This is a genomic window from Pseudomonadota bacterium (genome assembly GCA_039815145.1).
GTDB lineage: Bacteria > Pseudomonadota > Gammaproteobacteria > Steroidobacterales > JBCBZW01 > JBCBZW01.
Window position 1 is genome coordinate 33195 of sequence record JBCBZW010000007.1, and the last position, 17269, is coordinate 50463.

The window sequence follows — 17269 nt, forward strand, 5'->3', positions numbered from 1 at the left end:
GAGTCACGACCTCGGCACAAGACCGGAAGTCGGAAAGGACGATACCTCGACAATAGCTAGACATCAACCAAAAAGTTTGCCGCTATCTGCGACAAAACATGAACAGGCCTTAAGCGGTTTAGCTTCGCCAGTGCCGTCGCTCAGGGTTGTCCCAGTGCGAGCGAAACGGCGATCGCCGACCCGATGAGCAGACTGGAGACGAGGGCCGTCAACCGCAGGCGCAGGCCGAGGTAGTGCCCCGGCAGGCGTGCGCTGGCGCGCTCGAACGCGTGCCAGAGCAGAAAGCTCACGCCCAGCAGGGCCAGGCTGGCGGTGGCGCCGGTCTGCGCGTGGAGCATCAGCGCCGCCCAGCCGATCAGCGAGGGGATTACGCTCGCCACCAAACCGCGCGGCGCCGCCGGGTCGCGGCCGAGGGAATAGCCCCAATGGACGGCCCCCACGAAGCTGAAGATCACCGCCGCGTAAGCCACCAGGGCCAATCGGGCGAGTTCTTGTTGCGGGCCGAAGAAGCTGCCTCCGGCGCAGGCGAAGAAGGGGATCAAACCGGCATATCCGAGCAGGTCAGTGCGCCGCCGCAGGGCGCTGTCGGAAGCATCGATGGCCGTCCCAGCGGGGGCTTGCGCAGGCGTCGCCAGCGCTTGGTCGAGGCTGCCCGCGGGGGCGGGCGTCGTCGGCGGCTCGTCGCCGTCTGCCGATGAGGTGTCGGGTGGGTTCGGTTCGGGCACCTCGGGGGTGGGGTCCGGCGATGCCGGTTCCTGCGTATTGTCATCGTCCACCGTCGCGGGCGTGCTGTCCTCCGGCGGCTCGGGTGCGTGGTCGCGCCGGTCCGCGATGTAGCGGGCCAGTTCCGGTTCGCCGCCGATGCAACGCTCGTCGATGAAGATCAGTGGCAGGGTGCCGTGTCCGCTGGACTGCTTCAGCTCCCGGTAGCGCTTGCGCTCCTCTTGGCTGGCCATCCCCACCACCTCCACCTCGAACGGCAGCTCGGCGCGGCGCAGGCGGGCCTCGACGGTTCGAATATCGGTGATGGCAGAGCGGTAGACCACCACCTTGGGAAGGGTGGGGAGGGGAGACGCTTCAGTCATAAAAACATGCTGCAAAACAGCGAAAACGCAGGACATCCAATGCCCTTGAAGCGTACGAGGCTATGTCGATAATGTCCACGTTCTAAGTTAGACGTTTGCGAGAAAGTTATGAGTGACGGCTCACCCCCTTCGCCCCCTCACCACGAGCAGGATGACCCAGCGGCTGGGCACGACGAGGCGGCACCGAGCGGTGGTGAAGAGCGTCGTGGCTACGGCATCGGCACCGTCTCACGGTTGACCGGTATCTCCACCCACACGCTCCGTGTTTGGGAGCGTCGCTACGGCGCGGTCGACGCGGAACGCTCCGACAGCGGTCGTCGTCTCTACTCGCGGCCGGACATCGAACGCCTCACCGTCATGAAGCACCTGGTGGACCGGGGCGAACCCATCGGCCACGTCGCCCGCCTCAGCCACACGGAGCTGCAGGAGCGCCTCGCCGCCTACGAACAGCACGTGGCCAAGCGCGAGCAGCTCTCCAGCGCGCCCACGCGCACCGCCCTCATGGGCGAGACCTTCCGCCTGATGGGCCTATCGGATCTGATGGGTTTGAACGTGGTGAGTCGGGAGGCCGACCTCGGTGCCTTCCGAGCCGATGTGAAGCGCCTGCGCCCCGAGGCGCTGGTGATCGAGCAGCCGACCATCGACCAGGACACGAAGGTACTGATCAGCGATCTGCGTCGCCTCTCCGGGGCCACTCGCGTGGTGCTGGTGTACAACTTCGCGCGCACTAACGATTTGCAGGCCTTGAACGACGAGTGGACCGTGCTGATGCGGGCGCCGGTTACCGGTGCAGATCTCGCGCGCGCACTGCGCGATGTGGGGGGCGCGCCGTCGTCCCCGCGACCCGGTGCTCCGGCAGCGCCTGCTTCCCCGCATTACCCGGGCGAGCAGTCCGGCGAGATTCCGGCACGGCTCTACACGCGCGAGCAGCTCTCGCGCATGGCCACTCAGTCCACGACGGTGGAATGTGAGTGCCCTAAGCACCTGGTGGATCTGGTCGTCAGTCTGACGGCCTTCGAGTCCTACAGCGCGAGTTGCGAGAGCCGCAACCCCGCTGACGCCGCGCTTCATGCCTACCTGCATGAAACCACCGCACGTTCGCGGGAGATGATCGAACAGGCCCTGCAGCGGGTGGTGATCGCCGAGGGCATCGACGTGGATGGCGACGCCTCCTAGGGGAGGATGTTGTTGTGGTTCGGGGCGCCGCTCGCGGGGGGCTCAGTAGGGCGTCGAGAACGTCGCGAAGATCGCGAGGACGCTGGCGCCGATCAGCCACAGGGTGCTTAGAATCTTGCCGCCTTGCATGGTGTGGTCCTTCTAGTTGTTAGGGGTGACCGGGCGCTAACAGCGCTGACATCCCTACAAGCGGCGACACCGCGCCCACTCCCTCACAAAAGTTCACTTTCCCGGCCTCAGGCGTAGAGGTCCAACTGACCTATGCTCGTGCGCCGAGTCGACACGCTGTCTACGGACAGGTCAGCGGTCTGAACGGCCGCGCCGTCCGCGCCTGTGATCGGCGCTGAACGTTGGGCGCTAGCGCCATCATCGTGTTGAGCAGCCTGCTCGCCGCCACTGTGCTGACCGACGTTCGCATCCGCCAGCTGCAGCCCACTCTGCGCCATCATTTCCCGCAGCCGTGGCAGGGCCTGTTCCACCGCTTCGCGGGTGGCGGCGTGTTGAGCGCCGAAGGTCGCACTCACCTCATCACCGCGCACGTTGAGCGTGATCTCGAGCGGTCCGAGTTCCGCGGGGTTCAAGCGCAGCTCAGCGCGGCCGATGCGAGCATCGGTGAGCCATTGGAGTCGTCCGCCCAACTCCTGCTGCCAGGCTTGGCTGCCAAGGGGCTGGGAGAGCTCGAAGCTCGTGGGGTTGCTGGAGGCGGTAGCGGTAGGCTCGACGGTGAACACGGTGGTGGGTGCGAGCGCTGCATTGATGGCGTTGGCGCCGGTCGCCGGTGCGGTCACCGTGGTGGCGCTGCCGCCTTGAGCACCCAGGGCCGGGGTGATGCCAAAGCCCTCCGGGCCGGTCCCCGAAAGGAGGCTCGATGAGAAGGCTGACCGTTCACCGAGCATCGGCCGTAGGCCATCGAAAAGCGCAGGTGCGCGCTCACCCTGACGCGCCGCCAGCGCCCCCGGGTCGCTCGAGCGTTGATCCCAGGCGCTGGTGCGACGGCCACCGTTCAAGACGTCGCTGCGCATGTTGCCAGGGGCTGCGTCGCCGCGAAGCTCACCCGCGCTGCGCAGCACCGCGCTACCGGTGCCAGGTGCCGCTGCGGCAGGTGCCGCCGGCGTGGCGATCCCCTGCACCGTGCCCACCACTGGGGACGGCGCGGTGGAGCGGTTAGCATCGCCGGGTACCGGCGAGGGTGCCGTCGCCGGCGTGGCTAGCGAATCCGTCTGCAATGCAACGTCATTGGGGAGGATGTTTGCCGCCACGGCCGGCAAGCCTTGGCCGCCTTGCCCTATCGTTTCTTCGGACGCGAGCAGGGGCTCGCTCCGGGAGGTGGTGGCCTCGTCGGCGTCGTAGGCGCTTGATTCCTGACCCTGACCCGATGGCGGTTGTTCGCCCGTCCGGTCGCCTTCACTCGGCGTTTGTTGGCGTTCCTGCGCGACCAGGTCACGGAACGAGGTGTTCTCGCCGGTGTCTGCCTCGGCCAGGGCCGGGTTGTCGGAGGTTTGCGGGCCGGAGAGTTTCGCCGGTGCGGCATTGAGCGGAGCGAGGATCGATGGAGTCACGTGTCGGTTCCGTTGCGGCAGTATCCTCGCAATGGAAGCAAGTGCCGTGCCAAGCTCAGGGCGAGGTCTTGCGTGCCGCGGCCATGCAAGCCAACTCGTCCAGTAGCTGTTGTTCGCGGGTCTCGTCTCGGCGCCTTATGAGGTCCTGTGCGCGATCCATCACGAGTTGCAGGCTATCGGCGCGAGTGGTCGCCGCGCGCAGGGCTTGGCGCAGCTCGTTGGCCGCGCTGCGGGTTTGGGCGAGTTCTGTGCGTTGCTGTTCGATGGCCTGGTCCAGGCGTTCGAGAAAACACTCGAAATCGCGCAGGGCGGCCATCGAGCGGGCACCGACCTGTGCGCGGATCGGCCCCTGGTCGTAGCCGTCCCGAAAGGTCCGCAGTTGCGTGAGCATCTGCGTGCGCGACTGCACCTCGCGTTGCGCCTTGGCGAGGGCCTTCTCGGCCTGCAACTGTTGATGCTTGGCGAGGTCGGCGACGGGCGCCAGCCGCTGCGTTGATCGTGCCATCTAGTGTTCTGTCAGCGGGAGCTTAGGCGCTGCGCGCCGCACTGACGGCGCGTAGGGCCGGGGCGCCACCGCCACCCCCAGCGTCAGCATCATTCGCCTGGGCCGGGACGGGAGCGGGTGCTGGGGTGGCAGGCGCGCTATCGAGGGCGCCCATCAACGCGGCCAGATCCGCTTTGGCCGTGTCGAAGTCGACCGGCTCGTTGAGTTCCTGGCTGAGGAAGCGTCGCATGTGGGGCCAGGCCGCGATGGCCTTGTCGAGCTCTGGGTCGGTGCCAGGGGCGTAGGCGCCGACGCGCACGAGGTCTTCGTTGCGCCGGTAGATGGCATAGAGTTCGCGGAAGCGGCGCACGAGGCGCTGCTGGTCCGCGTCCGTGATGTCGCTCATGCAGCGACTGATCGAGGACTCGATATCGATCGCGGGGTATAGGCCCGTGTCGGCGAGTTCGCGACTCAAGACGATATGGCCGTCGAGAATCGCCCGCGCACTGTCGACGATCGGATCGTTGTGATCATCACCTTCCGCCAGCACCGTGTAGATCGCCGTGAGTGAGCCGTCCGGGTGGGTGCCGTTGCCGCTGCGCTCCACCAGCTGGGGCAGACGGGCGAAGACCGACGGTGGATAGCCCTTGGTGGCAGGCGGTTCGCCCACCGCCAGGGCGATCTCGCGCTGGGCCTGGGCAAACCGGGTGAGCGAGTCCATCAGCAGCAGCACTCGCTTGCCCTGGTCGCGGAAGTGCTCGGCGATGGTGGTGGCGAGCCACGCGCCGTGCATGCGCATGAGGGGGGAATGGTCGGCCGGCGTGGCGATCACCACCGCCCTTGCCAGGGCTTGCTCGCCGAGGATGTCCTCGACGAACTCGCGCACCTCACGACCGCGTTCGCCGATGAGTCCGACCACGATGACATCCGCCGAGGTAAAGCGCGTCATCATGCCGAGGAGGCGACTCTTGCCCACGCCGCTGCCGGCGAACAGGCCAATGCGCTGGCCCCGCCCGATGGTGAGCAAGGCGTTGATCGACCGCACCCCGACACAGAGGGGTTCACGGATCGGCTGTCGCTCCAGGGGGTTGATCGGTTCGCTGCGCGCGGCCCGGGTCTGCTTGGCGTTGATCGGTCCCAGGTCGTCGAGGGGGCGTCCAGCCCCGTCCAGGACACGGCCGAGGAGCTGCTCGCCAACGGCGATGCGGTAGGCCTCGGGCAACGGGATGACCCGCGCACCTGGGCCGATCCCGTGCACGTCGCCCGTAGGCATGAGGTAGAGACTCTCGCGCGCAAACCCCACGACCTCCGCCTGGATCTGCGCCCCGCTCGGGGCCACGATGCTGCAGCGACCGCCGACCTCGGCTTGGCAGCCGGACGCTTCCAGGGTGAGTCCCACCATGCGGTAGAGCACCCCTTCCACCACCGGCGCCGGGGTCTCATCGACCCGTTGCCGCGCTTCGCGCAGGGTGCGCATCAGCGCCCTCGACATGCTGGGAGGCTTAGGAAGCGTGTTAGGGGGGAGTTTCTTCACGTAGCCGTGGTGGAGCCTTCGGCGCGCTCCTTGCGTGCGGCTTCCTCGTTGCGCTGCTCGCCGAAGACCCGGCTCACCAGCGCTCCAATGCGCGAGTCCAAGGTGGCGTCGATCAAGGAGTCGTCGCTCGTCACGCGGCAGCCGCCGCGAGCGATCAGCGGGTCTTCGACGATGGTCCACCGCTTCGTGCCCTGCTGGCGATCCTGCAGGCGATCGCGGATGAGGGCTGCGTCTTCCGGGTGCAGCTCCACGCGCACTTCCCGGTTAGCGATCGGTAACTGGCCGAGCGCGTCGCGCACCGTGCCGACGATCTCATCGGGGGAAGTCTTGAGTTCACGACGGATGATCTGCCGAGCCATCGCCACCACCAGCGCGAGAATTTCCTTCTCCACCGAGGCCGTGACCTCTGCCAGCGGTTGACCCAGAGCATCGAGGAACGCCTCCAACCGCAGTGCTTCGCGGCGGTGCGCGGCGAGCAGGTCCTTGCGCACCTCGCGGGCCCCCTCCTCACGACCTTCCTGCAGACCTTGGGCGAAGGCCTCGTCATGGGCCTGCTTCTGGAGCGCTTCGAGTTCTCGCGCGGTTGGCAGGTGAGCGATCGCCGACGCCGCGATTGCCTCACTCACGGGTGGCGCCTGCCAGGGCACCGCCTCGTTGCTCTGCTCGGGGCTGAGCTTCTTCGCTGCCTTGCTAGACAAAGTCATCGCCTCCGGAGCCGATCAGGATCTGCCCTTCATCGGCAAGTCGCTTGGCGACGTCGAGGATCGCCTTCTGCGCTTCCTCCACCTCCGTGATGCGCACGGGACCTTGGGTGGAGAGGTCGTCGCGCAGCATGTCGCCGGCGCGCTTGGACATGTTGTCGAAGATGAGGTCCTGAATCTCCTGATCCGCGCCCTTGAGGGCGATGATCAACTGTTCATTGGTGACTTCACGCAGCAGCGTTTGCATGCCACGGCCCTGGATGCGCAGGAGGGTTTCGAAGGAGAACATCTGCTCTTCCACCTCGCTCGCCATGTCGTCGTCGGCTTCGCGCAGGTACTCGATGATCTCCGTGCTGACGTCGGCGCCGAGCACGTTCAGGATGTTGGCGGCGACCTTGACCCCGGCCACACTGGCCTTCAGATCGTGCTTCTGTTCGCTGCTGCGCGCGTTGACGATGGTCTCGAGCTCGTTGAGCACGGACTCACCGACCTCTTCGAGCGTGGCGATGCGCAAGATGACTTCCTTGCGCAACTCCGTGGGCATGTCGCTCATGATCTCGGTGGCCTGGGCCTGATCGAGGTGAGCGAGGACGATCGCCATGATCTGCGGATGCTCCTCCAGGATCATCTCGCGGATCTCGCGCGTGTCCATCCAACGCAGGGCGTCGAGGCCACGGCTCTGGCCCTCGTCGAGCACCCGGTTGACCAGGCCGCGGGCGTTGGACTCGCCCACCGCCTCGGTGATCAGGCGCGTGATGTACTCGCGTGTGCTGGGCGCGATACGCGCCTGGCGATCGACCTCGTCGGAGAAGGCCTCGACCACCGTGCCGAGGTTGGTCCGCGACACCTGCTCCATGCGCGCCATGGCGGAGGCGATCTTCTCCACCGCCGCCGGCGCCATCTTGCGAAGGATCGCAGCTGCATCTCGCTCCTCGAGCGACATCAGCAGGATTGCGGCCCTTTCGCTACCGTCGAGTTCCATACGCTGAACTTATCCCTCGACCCATGCTTCGACGATCTTCGCCGTGCGGTCGGGGTGCTTCTGCGCGAAGTCACGCGCCTCGGTGATCTGCGCCTGGTGGTCGATCCGTGCGGGCGCCGCAGCCTCATCCACATCGGCGCCTTCTGCGCCGATCGCCGCTTGGCCGTAGGCGCCCGCGGCGGCCACAGCAACCTGAGGCGGTGCCGTCATGAGCTTGGTGATCATCGGGCGGATCGTGGTGAAGAAGAGGGCCACCACGAACAGGGCGCCGAGCGCCTGGCGGGCGAGGTCGATGATCAGCGGTGACTGCCACCACGGGGCGGGGATCGGCTCCTCGTAGGTCATGGGCTTGAAGGGGAGCTCCTTGATCGTCAGCGAATCACCGCGCGCTTCGTCGAAGGTGACGGCGTCGCGAATGAGCGCTTCGATGCTGGCGATCTCTTCGGGGCTGAAGCGGGCTTGGCTGACCGGGGCCGCCGCGGCAGCGTCGTCGCCGGCGTCTGCGGGCGCATCGCTCGCGGTGTTTTCACTCTCGGGAGCTGGGCGTGGGGTAAGTTGGTCGAGCATGACCGAGATCGTCAGGCGCTTGAGTGTACCGATCGGTTGCCTGATCACCTCGTAGATCTCGCCCGGCTCGCGGTTGGTGGTCACGCTGCGTGAGGCGAGGCCGCGCCCCGCGTTGGCGGCGGCCGTCGCATCGGCGCCATCGCCACCGTTTCCATCCGCCTCCACTTCGTTGTTGGTGGGGATCGGGGAATTGGTGAGTCCGCCGGGCACGCCTGTCGGTTGCGGTTGACCGTTAGGTGACTCGGTGAACTGCTCTCGGGTACCGATCACCACAGCTTCTGTGGGGCGACGCTCCGTGCGGTCGATCTGCGTGAAGTCGATTTCCGAGGAGACGGTGACCGTGTAGTGTTCAGCGCCCAGCGTGCGACTGAGCATCTCGCGAATGTGGTCTTCCTTCTCGCTCTCGAGTGCGCGCTGGAACCGCGTCTGCTTGTTACTCATGTCCATCGCGGCGTCGCCGTTGACCTGGTCCGAGATCATGCGTCCGTTGGCCACCACGGTGACGTTCTCGGGCATGAGCAGGGGCACTGCATTGGCCACCAGATGCACGATGGAGCGCGCCAGCTCACGGTCGGCTTGGCGGTCCGGTGAAAGACCCACCGTGATGGCGGCCGTGGTGTCCATACGCGGGCGAACGAACACGCTCTTGTCAGGGGAGGAGATGTGCACCACCGCGTTGTTGACGCCGTAGAGGTTGTTGAGCGTGCGCGCCAGCTCCACTTCCAGGTGGCAGTTCAGGGCCTGCTCCTCAACGCTGAGCGATTGACTCATGGAGCCGCTGCCGGGGATCGCGCTGCAATCGCGATGATCGCCGGAGAGCACCAATCCCTCCACCAGCATGTTCTTAGCGCGAGCGTAGTCGTCGACCGGCACCGTGAGCCGATCGCCCTCGTCGGCGACGTCGATGCCAGCGGCCTTCAGCATCTGCTGGGCTTCGCCCATGTTAGGCATCGGTGGTAGGGCCGTGTGCATGGGGCGCTGCATCCACAGCACGGCGGTGACGCCGAGGGCGACGCTGGCGGCCATCGCCAGCAGCATGATCGCCTGGCGCAGGCCGGGAACGCTGTCGATCCCTTGAAGGAGCTGAGGCAGCTGGTTGTCGTCGGGCTTGCTCGCCATGGTGTCCTACTGGTGAGGCCGTCGGGCGAGAGAGACGCCCGGGCGGCAGTGTGATCGAGGCATGAACCTAGGGAAATTCATCGCATCCGATTAGAGCGGCATGTTCATGATTTCCTGGTAGGCGTCGACGAGCTTGTTGCGTACCTCGGTCATGGCTTTGAAGGAGATGTCCGCCTTCTGCAGGGCCACCATCACCTCGCCGAGTTCCATCTGGGGATCGCCCATCTCGAAGCGCTCCACCATATTGCCCGCCCCCATCTGGGTCGAGTTGACGGCGTCGATGGAGGCCTTGAGCATGGCGCCGAAGTCGACGGCGCCGGCGGCGCCTGGCACCTCGCCGTTCAGGCCCTGCGCTTGCGGCGCCACAGCGGCGCCGGCGCGGGCGGTCAGGGCCTGCATCTGGGTCATCAGTTCGTTGATTCGAGTATCCATCGGGACCTTCGTCTCTCGGTTGATTTGGGTCAGGCCGCGCTCGCGTGCGCGGTGGCCTGCTTATCTAGCAAGCTATGTGCCACTCGCACCGCTAACGTCCACGCCTTGCTCTCGCATCTTCTGCAGTTTGTGACGCAGTGTGCGAACTGCGACGCCCAACTGCTCCGCCGCTTCCTTCCGCGTGCGTGTACTGGCGATGACTTGCAGGATTCTTTGCTGCTCGACGACCTCCATGTCGGCCTTGAGCTCGCCCACCCGCGACGCGGGCACCGCCGGCGTCAAGACACCGTCGTCGACGCCCTCGACGTTCAGATCCTGCGCCGTGATTTCGTCACCGCTGCAGAGGATCAGGGTGCGATTGGCGAGGTTGTCGAGCTCGCGCACGTTGCCGGGCCAGTCGTATTGGCAGAGAAAGTGCTCCGCGCAGGGCGATAGGCGAGGCGCCGCCCGGCCGTCGGCATGACGCAGGAGCATGTGTCGGAATAGCGGCAGGATGTCCTCGCGGCGCTCGCGCAGGGGGCTCAAGGGGATCGGCATCACGGAGAGGCGGTAGTAGAGATCCTCACGGAAGCGACCGGCCGAGACTTCGCCGCGCAGCTCGCGGTTGGTGGTGGCGATGATGCGCACGTCGAGGCGCAGCATGCGCCGTCCTCCGACACGCTCCACCTCGCTCTCCTGCAGCACGCGAAGGAGCTTCGGCTGCAGGCTCAGGGGCATCTCGGAGATTTCATCCAGCAGCAGGGTGCCGCCCTGGGCTTGTTCGAACTTGCCGGGCGTGGCCTGGGTGGCGCCGGTGAAGGCGCCCTTCTCGTGACCGAACAACATGGCCTCGAGCATGGACTCGGGAATCGCAGCGCAGTTGATGGCCACGAAGGGCTGGTCCGCGCGCGGCGACTGAGCGTGGATGTAGCGGGCGATGACTTCCTTGCCTGTGCCACTCTCGCCGGAGAGCAGCACGGTGGCGTTGCTCACCGCCACGCGCTTGGCGATGGCGCGGGTCTTGAGGCTGTTGGCCGCGCGGGCGATCGGCGCATCGTCGTCACTGTCGTCCGCCATCGGCACGACGGCGGGCTGGGGACTGCGCAGGCGGTCGATTCGTTGGAGCAGCGTATCGACGTCAAAGCCCTTGCGCAGATAGTCTGACGCGCCATCGCGCATCGCCTCGACCGCACGTTCTATCGAGCCGTACGCCGTCATCAGGATGACGGGCAATTGGGGGTTGCGGCGGCGGATGCGACGCAGCAGTTCGTGGCCGTCCATGTTGGGCATCTGCACGTCCGTCAACACGGCGTCTACCGGCGCATCGCCGATGGCGGCGAGGGCTTGCCGCCCATCGGCAACGCCGCGCACGGTGATCCCCGTGTCCAGGAGCGTGGTCTCCAGGGCTTCGCGCATCTCCGCATCGTCCTCCACCACCAACAGGTGGAGGTGGCGCTGGCGCGCGGCTTCCGCCGCGGCGGGAGGCAGGGGCGTCGAGTCAGCCAGCATCGTGGGCCTCCGCGGAGTGCTGTGCAGCGAGCAGGCGAGCGACTGCCTCGGCGCGGGCATGGGGTAGTTCGAGCACGACGCGAGCGCCCACGCCAGGCGGGGAGTCGTCGACGTAGGCGCGTCCCCCGTGACCTTCGGCGACGCTGCGGACCACCGCAAGGCCGAGGCCCGTGCCGTTGTTGCGGGTGGTGAAGAAGGGTTCGAAGACGCGTTGGCGCAGGGCAGGGTCGATGCCCGCGCCCTGATCCGTCACGGTGAACCGCACCTGACCCGCTCGTTCGTCGATGCAGGCCTCCAGGGTGACGAGCGCATGCTCATCCATGGCTAAGGCGTTCTCTAGGAGATTGGTCAGCGCTCCGGTCAGGGCACGGCGATTGCCGAGGACGTACGCGCTCTGCGCCGGCGCCGTCACCTGGACGCGCGATGCACGCTCGGCGGGCAAGCTGCCGACGGCCCCTTCGGTCAGGGCGTCCACTGGCAGCGGCGTGCTACCCCCCTGGTTGCCGCGGGCGAAGCAGAGCATGTCCTCGATCATGTTCTCGAGGTGCTTCAGGCGCGCGATAACCCGCTGGGTGAACACGGCCGCGTTGCCGTGCATCGGCATGCGCCGCAGCTGAGAGGCGTAGAGGATGGCTGTGGCCAGGGGTGTGCGGGCCTGGTGCGCGAGGCGCGCCATCATCTCGCCCATGGCGGAGAGGCGCTCCTGGCGTTGCACGATGGCCTGCAACTCGCGGGTCTCGGTGACATCGGTGAGCAACATGATCATGCCGCCCTCGCCGCTCAGGGGACGCACGGAGACGCTGAGCCGTCGACCATCGGCCAGGGCGAGTTCGCCGCCACCGTCCTCACTGGTCGCCGCCAGGGTGGCGAGGATGTCGTCCCAGCGCTGACCGGCGAGGTCGATGCCGAAGAGCTCGCGCGCGCCGTCGTTGTGCTCTTGCACGCGGCTGTTCGCATCCAGCACGAGTACGGCGCCCGGCAGCGCTGCCAGCAGGCCACTCAAGCGACTGGCGAGGCGTTCGGTCTTGGCCAGCTGTGCGAGACGATCGCTGCGGGCTTTGGTCAGCTGCTCGCCGAGCACGCCGACGCGCTGCTGCAGCTGGCCGTAGGAACGCTCGAGTCGAGCGGAGGTTTCGGTGAAGGCGACGAAGGCAGCGGCCAGTTCAGGCGGCGTGCCGCGACTCTCGACCAGGCTGGTGTTGCCGTCGATAGGGGAGGGATTGGCGCTCATGGGGCTTAGTCGGTGGCGGTGCCGGTCGAACGAACGCTGTGCTTGCGCATCTTCTCGACAAGGGTGGTCCGACGCATCTTCAGCAGGCGTGCTGCCCGGGCGACGACGCCGTCGGATTCATCGAGGGCCTGGCGGATGAGGTCGAGCTCGATGTTGGTGAGGTAGTGCTTGAGGTCCAGCCCGCCGGGAGGCAGGCGGACATCGCCCTGGTTGCCATCGTCGTCGAGGGCGCCGTCGAGGCCCGGGTGCGAAGCGGTGGCGTTCAGGTAACGTGCGGGCAGGTGATGGGGTTCGATGATGCTGCTCGGATGCACGATGGCTAAGCGTTCCGTCAGGTTTGCCAGCTCGCGGATGTTGCCGGGCCAGGGGTAGTCGGCGAGGATCGCGAGGGTCTCCGGGGCGAAGGCGATGCGCGAGGCGCCCGCAGACTCGTTGCGGGCGATCAGCGCGTCTGCCAGCTCGGGCAAGTCGCCGATCCGCTCGAGCAGGGGTGGTGTCTCGATGGGGAACACGTTCAAGCGGTAGAACAGATCCTCGCGGAAGCGGCCGAGTTCGATGGCGGCTTCGAGGTCGCGGTGGGTGGCGGCGATGATGCGAACGTTGCAGGGCTGGCTCGTGTTGCTGCCCACGCGCTCGAAGCAACGCTCGGCCAGCACTCGCAGGAGCTTCACCTGCATGTTGAGATCCATGTCGCCGATCTCATCCAGAAACAGGGTGCCGCCCTCGGCCAACTCGAAGCGCCCCTTACGGTTGGTGATCGCGCCGGTGAAAGCACCCTTCTCGTGGCCGAAGAGTTCGCTCTCCATCAATTCGGAGGGAATGGCGCCACAGTTCACGGGCACGAAGGGTCCACTGGCGCGCGAGGAGAGCTCATGCACGTTGCGTGCGATGAGCTCCTTGCCCGTGCCCGACTCGCCGAGGATCAATACGTTCGTGTCGTGACGAGCCACCTGATCGATCAGGCGATGCACTTGCTGCATGCCCCTGGACGACCCGCAGGGCCGGAATCGACCGCGGTGTCCTAAGGTGGTGGCGTTGACAGGGGCGGGGTTGGCGAGAGCCGGTGCTGGCGTCAGGGGAGCGGCGTCCAGCGCGCTCGAGTCGACGGCTAGGGCAGGGGCGGCGGCAGCGTTGTGGGTCGGTGACATGGAGTCCACGTCCTCCTGGATCCAGTGGTGGTGCAGTCCGATTTCGCTTCGGCGCTTTGCGGTGTGCGCTGGATCCGTAGCGCGTCAACAATCCGTCCGTTCCTCACCGTTGGATGACGTTATAGCAAGTGGGTGACGGCTCTCCCCGTGAATGGGTTCACAGTTCCCTCACACGTTCGGTCAAATGGCCAGCGCAGCGGCGGCCGGCCGACTCCTAAGTGACTGAAAAGGGTGTGGACTGGCGCACACGGGGCCGCCAGGGAGGGCGGCATTAGGTGGGGCTGCTAAGGGCCTGGGGAGCCCTATCGACACGCGGCGCTGGGGGCGCCGGGAGGCAGGCGCGCTCGGCTCAGGCGAGGCCGTTGGCGATCGAGTCGTCGCGGGCTCGCGAGAGGACGGCGCCAAGGCGGGACTGATCGATCGACAAGCGCAGGAACACAGGGCGTGCCAGAAGCGATTGTGAGGCCTGACGCGCTTCTTCCTCTTCCGAGCCGACGATCTCACCGGTGTCCGGATCCACACCGTACAGGCGCGTGGAGCGCTGCATCGCCTCGTAGAGCACGACCGACGCCTGCACGATGTCGACGAGATCCGGCTCGGTCGGGCTGCGCGAGTGATCGAGGTGCTCCTCGGCGGCGGCCGCTTGCTCGGCGGAGAACCCCCAGGATTCGATGATCACGCGGCCGATCGCACCGTGCCATTCACCTAACATATGCGCTAGCATGTCGCGGTCGGCGAGCACTTCGGATTGATCGCAGGCCCGCATGCAGATGTAGAGCTTGCCCACGTTGTGGAGCAGGCCGGCAAGCATCGCCTCGTCGGCGTTGAAGCGCTCGGTCACGCGCGCGATGATGAACGCCAGACTCGCGACGTCCGCCCCTTCGCGGCAGATCGCGCGAACCTCGCGACGCATCGCAGCCGCCTTCTTGGACTGGAACATCTGATGGATGGCGGCGGACATGGCGGCGTTGCGGACCATGTTGAAGCCAAGGCGCAGGATGGCCGTGCGCAGGTCGGTCACCGCGCGCACGCCGCGCGAGATCAGCGCGGAGTTGGACATCTGCAGCAGGCGTGCCGCGAGGCCCTGGTCGGTGGAGATCAGTTTCGCCAGCCGTTCCGGCCCGCAACCCTCATCAGCAAGCGCCTGGCGGATCTTGATGATGTTGTCCGGAAAGGACGGCAGGTTGAGCTCACCGCGGTTGATCTCTTCCGTCAGGTATTCGAGGAAGAGCAGTGCTGCGTTGCCGGACGCTTCTACGACTCTCGCGTCGTGCGCCATGGAGTCCTCCGAATCGCTGATCGGCCCGCACGGCATCCGTGTGCCGGGGCCGACGTGCCCGTTAAGTCAACGTGCAGTGTAGGAGGGCGCGAAGGGAGATTCGTGGGCCTGGTTCTCAATCCGCCGCGCGTCGATCGGGCGCTGGCGAAGGCCGATTAGTCGAGGTGCAGTTGGCGCGGGAGTCGCCGGTACCATTCGCCGTTTTCGGCGATGTTGGCCGCAGGTTCGAAGATGTTGCACGTGGTCATGTGGTCAGCGTAGACGTGCACGGTGATGGCGGCGCGATCGTCCTCGGCATTGGCGATCGTGTGGTACTCGTGCGGCGGTATCAGACTCCCCGCGGAGCCGGCGCACGCCTGCATGCACCCGCGCGGCTCGAAGCGACAGAATTCGTCCTTGCGCTCCATGCACTCGTACTGCTCCACCTCGATACAGCCCTGCCACACGCCCTCCACGCACCACATGCCGCAGTGATCGTGAATAGGGGTGCGCTGACCGGCGCCCCAGGTCATCGCGATCACCGCGTAACCGAGTTCGTCACTCCTGTGCATGAGGCGCCTGGCGTAGCGATCGTCCGGTGCCTCGGCGAACTCGTCGGGCACCTGACCGGCGTGACGACGGACGAATTCGGCGAGCACGGTGCGCACCGCTGGCACCACGCGATGCGGATCGCCGTTGCCATTGCGCACGGCCGCGTCGAGCCCCTGGCGCAACTCGTCTGCGCAGAGGTGTTGGGGAACGGTGTCGCTGTCGATTGCCATGGCGGGAAGTGTAGTTCAGTCAGACAGGAACGGTAAGTGCACCCGTTCCAGGGTGGCGTCCAGTGTGTAGCGCGGTCGCTTGCGCAGGGGCTGATCGTCGACCAGGGCGCGCAGGCTGCGCCCCTCATCGATGTAGCCGTACTGCCAGAATCGTGGCGCGCCGTGCACCCGGCGCGTTTGCATCGCTCGCATGCTCTGCAGCACGTGGGGCGTATCGCGCACGGCGGTGACCCCTAGCGCGCCGAGGCTGAAGATCCATGCGAGGCCCAGCATCGCGCTGGTGGCGGGCAGCGAGTAGCGGCGCGCGGGCTGCGCGCGGCGATCCTGCTCGCGGCCGTAGGGCGCCAGCATGTCGTTGAATTCACACAGGGCGAAGCCCGCCAGGGTAGCCAGCCAGAGTTGTGTGTACGCCGGTACCAGGACGCCGCTGACCAGGGCGTGCACGGCGCCGGCGAGCAGGCTGGCAGCGACCGCGGGGCGAACGACGGACGTGGTGCGCGCCGCCGGCAGCAGACGCCACCACGCGACAGCGCCCGCCAGCGCCAGGCCCAACAGCACGATGGTGGCGGGGAGGCCCCACTCCACCGCCAGCTGCGCCACGAGGTTGTGGGGATGACCACGCTCGCCCACGGCCGCGAAATGCATGGGCCCGATGCCGAGGGTCGGATTGGCCAGGATGAGTTCGGCCGACTCGAGCAGCAACACCAGCCGTCCCTCGTTGGCACCGGCGGTGCCCACCTGCCCGCCGAGCCGCGCCATCCCCACCACTGCTTCGGAATCCCGCGTAGGCAGTTCGAACAACGCGAAGGCGAGGGCGAATCCGACCAGGGCGCAGGCCACCTGCAGGGCGCACCAGGGCCGCGCCTTGGGTGTGAGGAGGGCGCTGAAGACGAGCGCCACGCCCACTCCCATCAGCGTGCCGCGGCCGCTGATACCGAAGGCCACGGCCCACCACAGGCTGGCTGCGAGCAGGCTGCCGGCGCGCACCCAGGGTGAGCGGAACATGAGCGCGGGGAGGACGCACAGGGGCAGCGTCAGCGTCAGCCAATGCCCGAAGAAGCGCTTGTGACCAAGCCCCACGAAGAGCTCGGTGACCTCCAGTTGCACGGTCGTTAGCCACGCGAGGTAGGCTCCCGCCGATCGCAGCAGGTACAGCCCGATCATCGTCAACACCATGACCGCGAACCAGCGGCGTGCGGCCGGCAATACCGGACGCAAGGCGCCCGCCACCGTGATGGCGTAGAGCCCCAGGGCGAGCAGCAGGGCCAACTCGGTGAAGGCGTGGCGAGGGGACTCGGCATTCAGCGAAGAGGCGATGCCGAGGATGAGCACGAGGGCCAGGGCGACCAAGGCCGTCCTGGGCACGGCGGCGATCTCCGCGGCGACGTGGCGCCGAAGATCTGGCGACAGCGCGTAGGCGGCCGCGTTCACCACCATCAGCAACAGCTGTAGGTAGCGCTTCTGATCGAATTCGCTGAGCGGCAGGGGCAGTTGGATCAGGGGCGCGAGGACGAGCAGGGCCGCACAAAACGCCAGCAGGCCGACGCCCACGGCGGCCTCCGGCGCCAGGGCGAGGCGGGCAGGTGATGAGAAGGACTCGTTCACGGCAGTCTCCGCCGGGCGTGGCTCGACGTGGGCACTCATGGTAGCGCGCTTACCTGACAGCAAGTAGGCCACGGAGCTTGGCACGTGCCCCGTGGGCATGCCGCCCAATCAGGTCACA

Annotated in this window: 15 protein-coding genes; 1 reads left to right on the forward strand and 14 read right to left on the reverse strand. The window is 66.9% G+C overall.

Going from position 1 to position 17269, the window contains the following annotated elements; translation table 11 throughout:
* Positions 1–140: 140 nt before the first annotated feature.
* Positions 141–1085 carry a DUF3429 family protein gene (locus AAF184_03650; GenBank protein ID MEO0421404.1) on the reverse strand — a complete coding sequence of 315 codons (945 nt, stop codon included), beginning with the start codon at positions 1083–1085 and terminating at the stop codon, positions 141–143.
* 108 nt (positions 1086–1193) lie between these two features.
* On the opposite strand from AAF184_03650, the gene AAF184_03655 reads away from it, so the two are divergent.
* Positions 1194–2261: a MerR family transcriptional regulator gene (locus AAF184_03655; GenBank protein MEO0421405.1), complete on the forward strand. Its 1068-nt coding sequence runs from the start codon at positions 1194–1196 to the stop codon at positions 2259–2261.
* A gap of 236 nt (positions 2262–2497) precedes the next feature.
* On the opposite strand, the gene AAF184_03660 is transcribed toward AAF184_03655, so the two are convergent.
* From AAF184_03660 to AAF184_03720, 13 genes are all read right to left on the reverse strand, one after another.
* Positions 2498–3820, reverse strand: a complete 1323-nt coding sequence (locus AAF184_03660) for a flagellar hook-length control protein FliK (protein ID MEO0421406.1) — start codon at positions 3818–3820, stop codon at positions 2498–2500.
* A 55-nt stretch (positions 3821–3875) separates the two neighbouring features.
* Entirely contained in the window at positions 3876–4325 is a 450-nt protein-coding gene (gene fliJ / locus AAF184_03665) for a flagellar export protein FliJ (protein ID MEO0421407.1), read from the reverse strand.
* Positions 4326–4347: 22 nt separating this feature from the next.
* Complete coding sequence (gene fliI / locus AAF184_03670; GenBank protein ID MEO0421408.1) at positions 4348–5781, reverse strand: flagellar protein export ATPase FliI; 1434 nt, start codon at positions 5779–5781, stop codon at positions 4348–4350.
* 53 nt (positions 5782–5834) lie between these two features.
* Entirely contained in the window at positions 5835–6542 is a 708-nt protein-coding gene (locus AAF184_03675) for a flagellar assembly protein FliH (GenBank protein MEO0421409.1), read from the reverse strand.
* A complete protein-coding gene (gene fliG, locus AAF184_03680; GenBank protein MEO0421410.1) occupies positions 6529–7521 on the reverse strand; it encodes a flagellar motor switch protein FliG in 993 nt (330 codons plus the stop codon). The genes AAF184_03675 and fliG overlap by 14 nt, the downstream gene beginning before the upstream one ends.
* Before the next feature lie 9 nt (positions 7522–7530).
* Entirely contained in the window at positions 7531–9207 is a 1677-nt protein-coding gene (fliF, locus tag AAF184_03685; protein ID MEO0421411.1) for a flagellar basal-body MS-ring/collar protein FliF, read from the reverse strand.
* A 90-nt stretch (positions 9208–9297) separates the two neighbouring features.
* On the reverse strand, positions 9298–9639 hold the full coding sequence (gene fliE / locus AAF184_03690) for a flagellar hook-basal body complex protein FliE (GenBank protein ID MEO0421412.1): 342 nt from the start codon (positions 9637–9639) through the stop codon (positions 9298–9300).
* A 72-nt stretch (positions 9640–9711) separates the two neighbouring features.
* Positions 9712–11127 carry a sigma-54 dependent transcriptional regulator gene (locus AAF184_03695; GenBank protein MEO0421413.1) on the reverse strand — a complete coding sequence of 472 codons (1416 nt, stop codon included), beginning with the start codon at positions 11125–11127 and terminating at the stop codon, positions 9712–9714.
* Positions 11117–12358, reverse strand: coding sequence for an ATP-binding protein (locus AAF184_03700; GenBank protein ID MEO0421414.1), 1242 nt, complete (start codon positions 12356–12358; stop codon positions 11117–11119). The genes AAF184_03695 and AAF184_03700 overlap by 11 nt, the downstream gene beginning before the upstream one ends.
* A 5-nt stretch (positions 12359–12363) precedes the next feature.
* The gene (locus AAF184_03705) at positions 12364–13506 is read right to left on the reverse strand and encodes a sigma-54 dependent transcriptional regulator (protein MEO0421415.1); all 1143 of its coding nucleotides are present in this window, start codon (positions 13504–13506) and stop codon (positions 12364–12366) included.
* A 349-nt stretch (positions 13507–13855) separates the two neighbouring features.
* The gene (locus AAF184_03710; GenBank protein MEO0421416.1) at positions 13856–14785 is read right to left on the reverse strand and encodes an HDOD domain-containing protein; all 930 of its coding nucleotides are present in this window, start codon (positions 14783–14785) and stop codon (positions 13856–13858) included.
* A 155-nt stretch (positions 14786–14940) separates the two neighbouring features.
* Complete coding sequence (locus AAF184_03715) at positions 14941–15546, reverse strand: cysteine dioxygenase family protein (GenBank protein ID MEO0421417.1); 606 nt, start codon at positions 15544–15546, stop codon at positions 14941–14943.
* A gap of 15 nt (positions 15547–15561) precedes the next feature.
* Positions 15562–17190, reverse strand: a complete 1629-nt coding sequence (locus AAF184_03720; protein ID MEO0421418.1) for an O-antigen ligase family protein — start codon at positions 17188–17190, stop codon at positions 15562–15564.
* Positions 17191–17269: the final 79 nt, after the last annotated feature.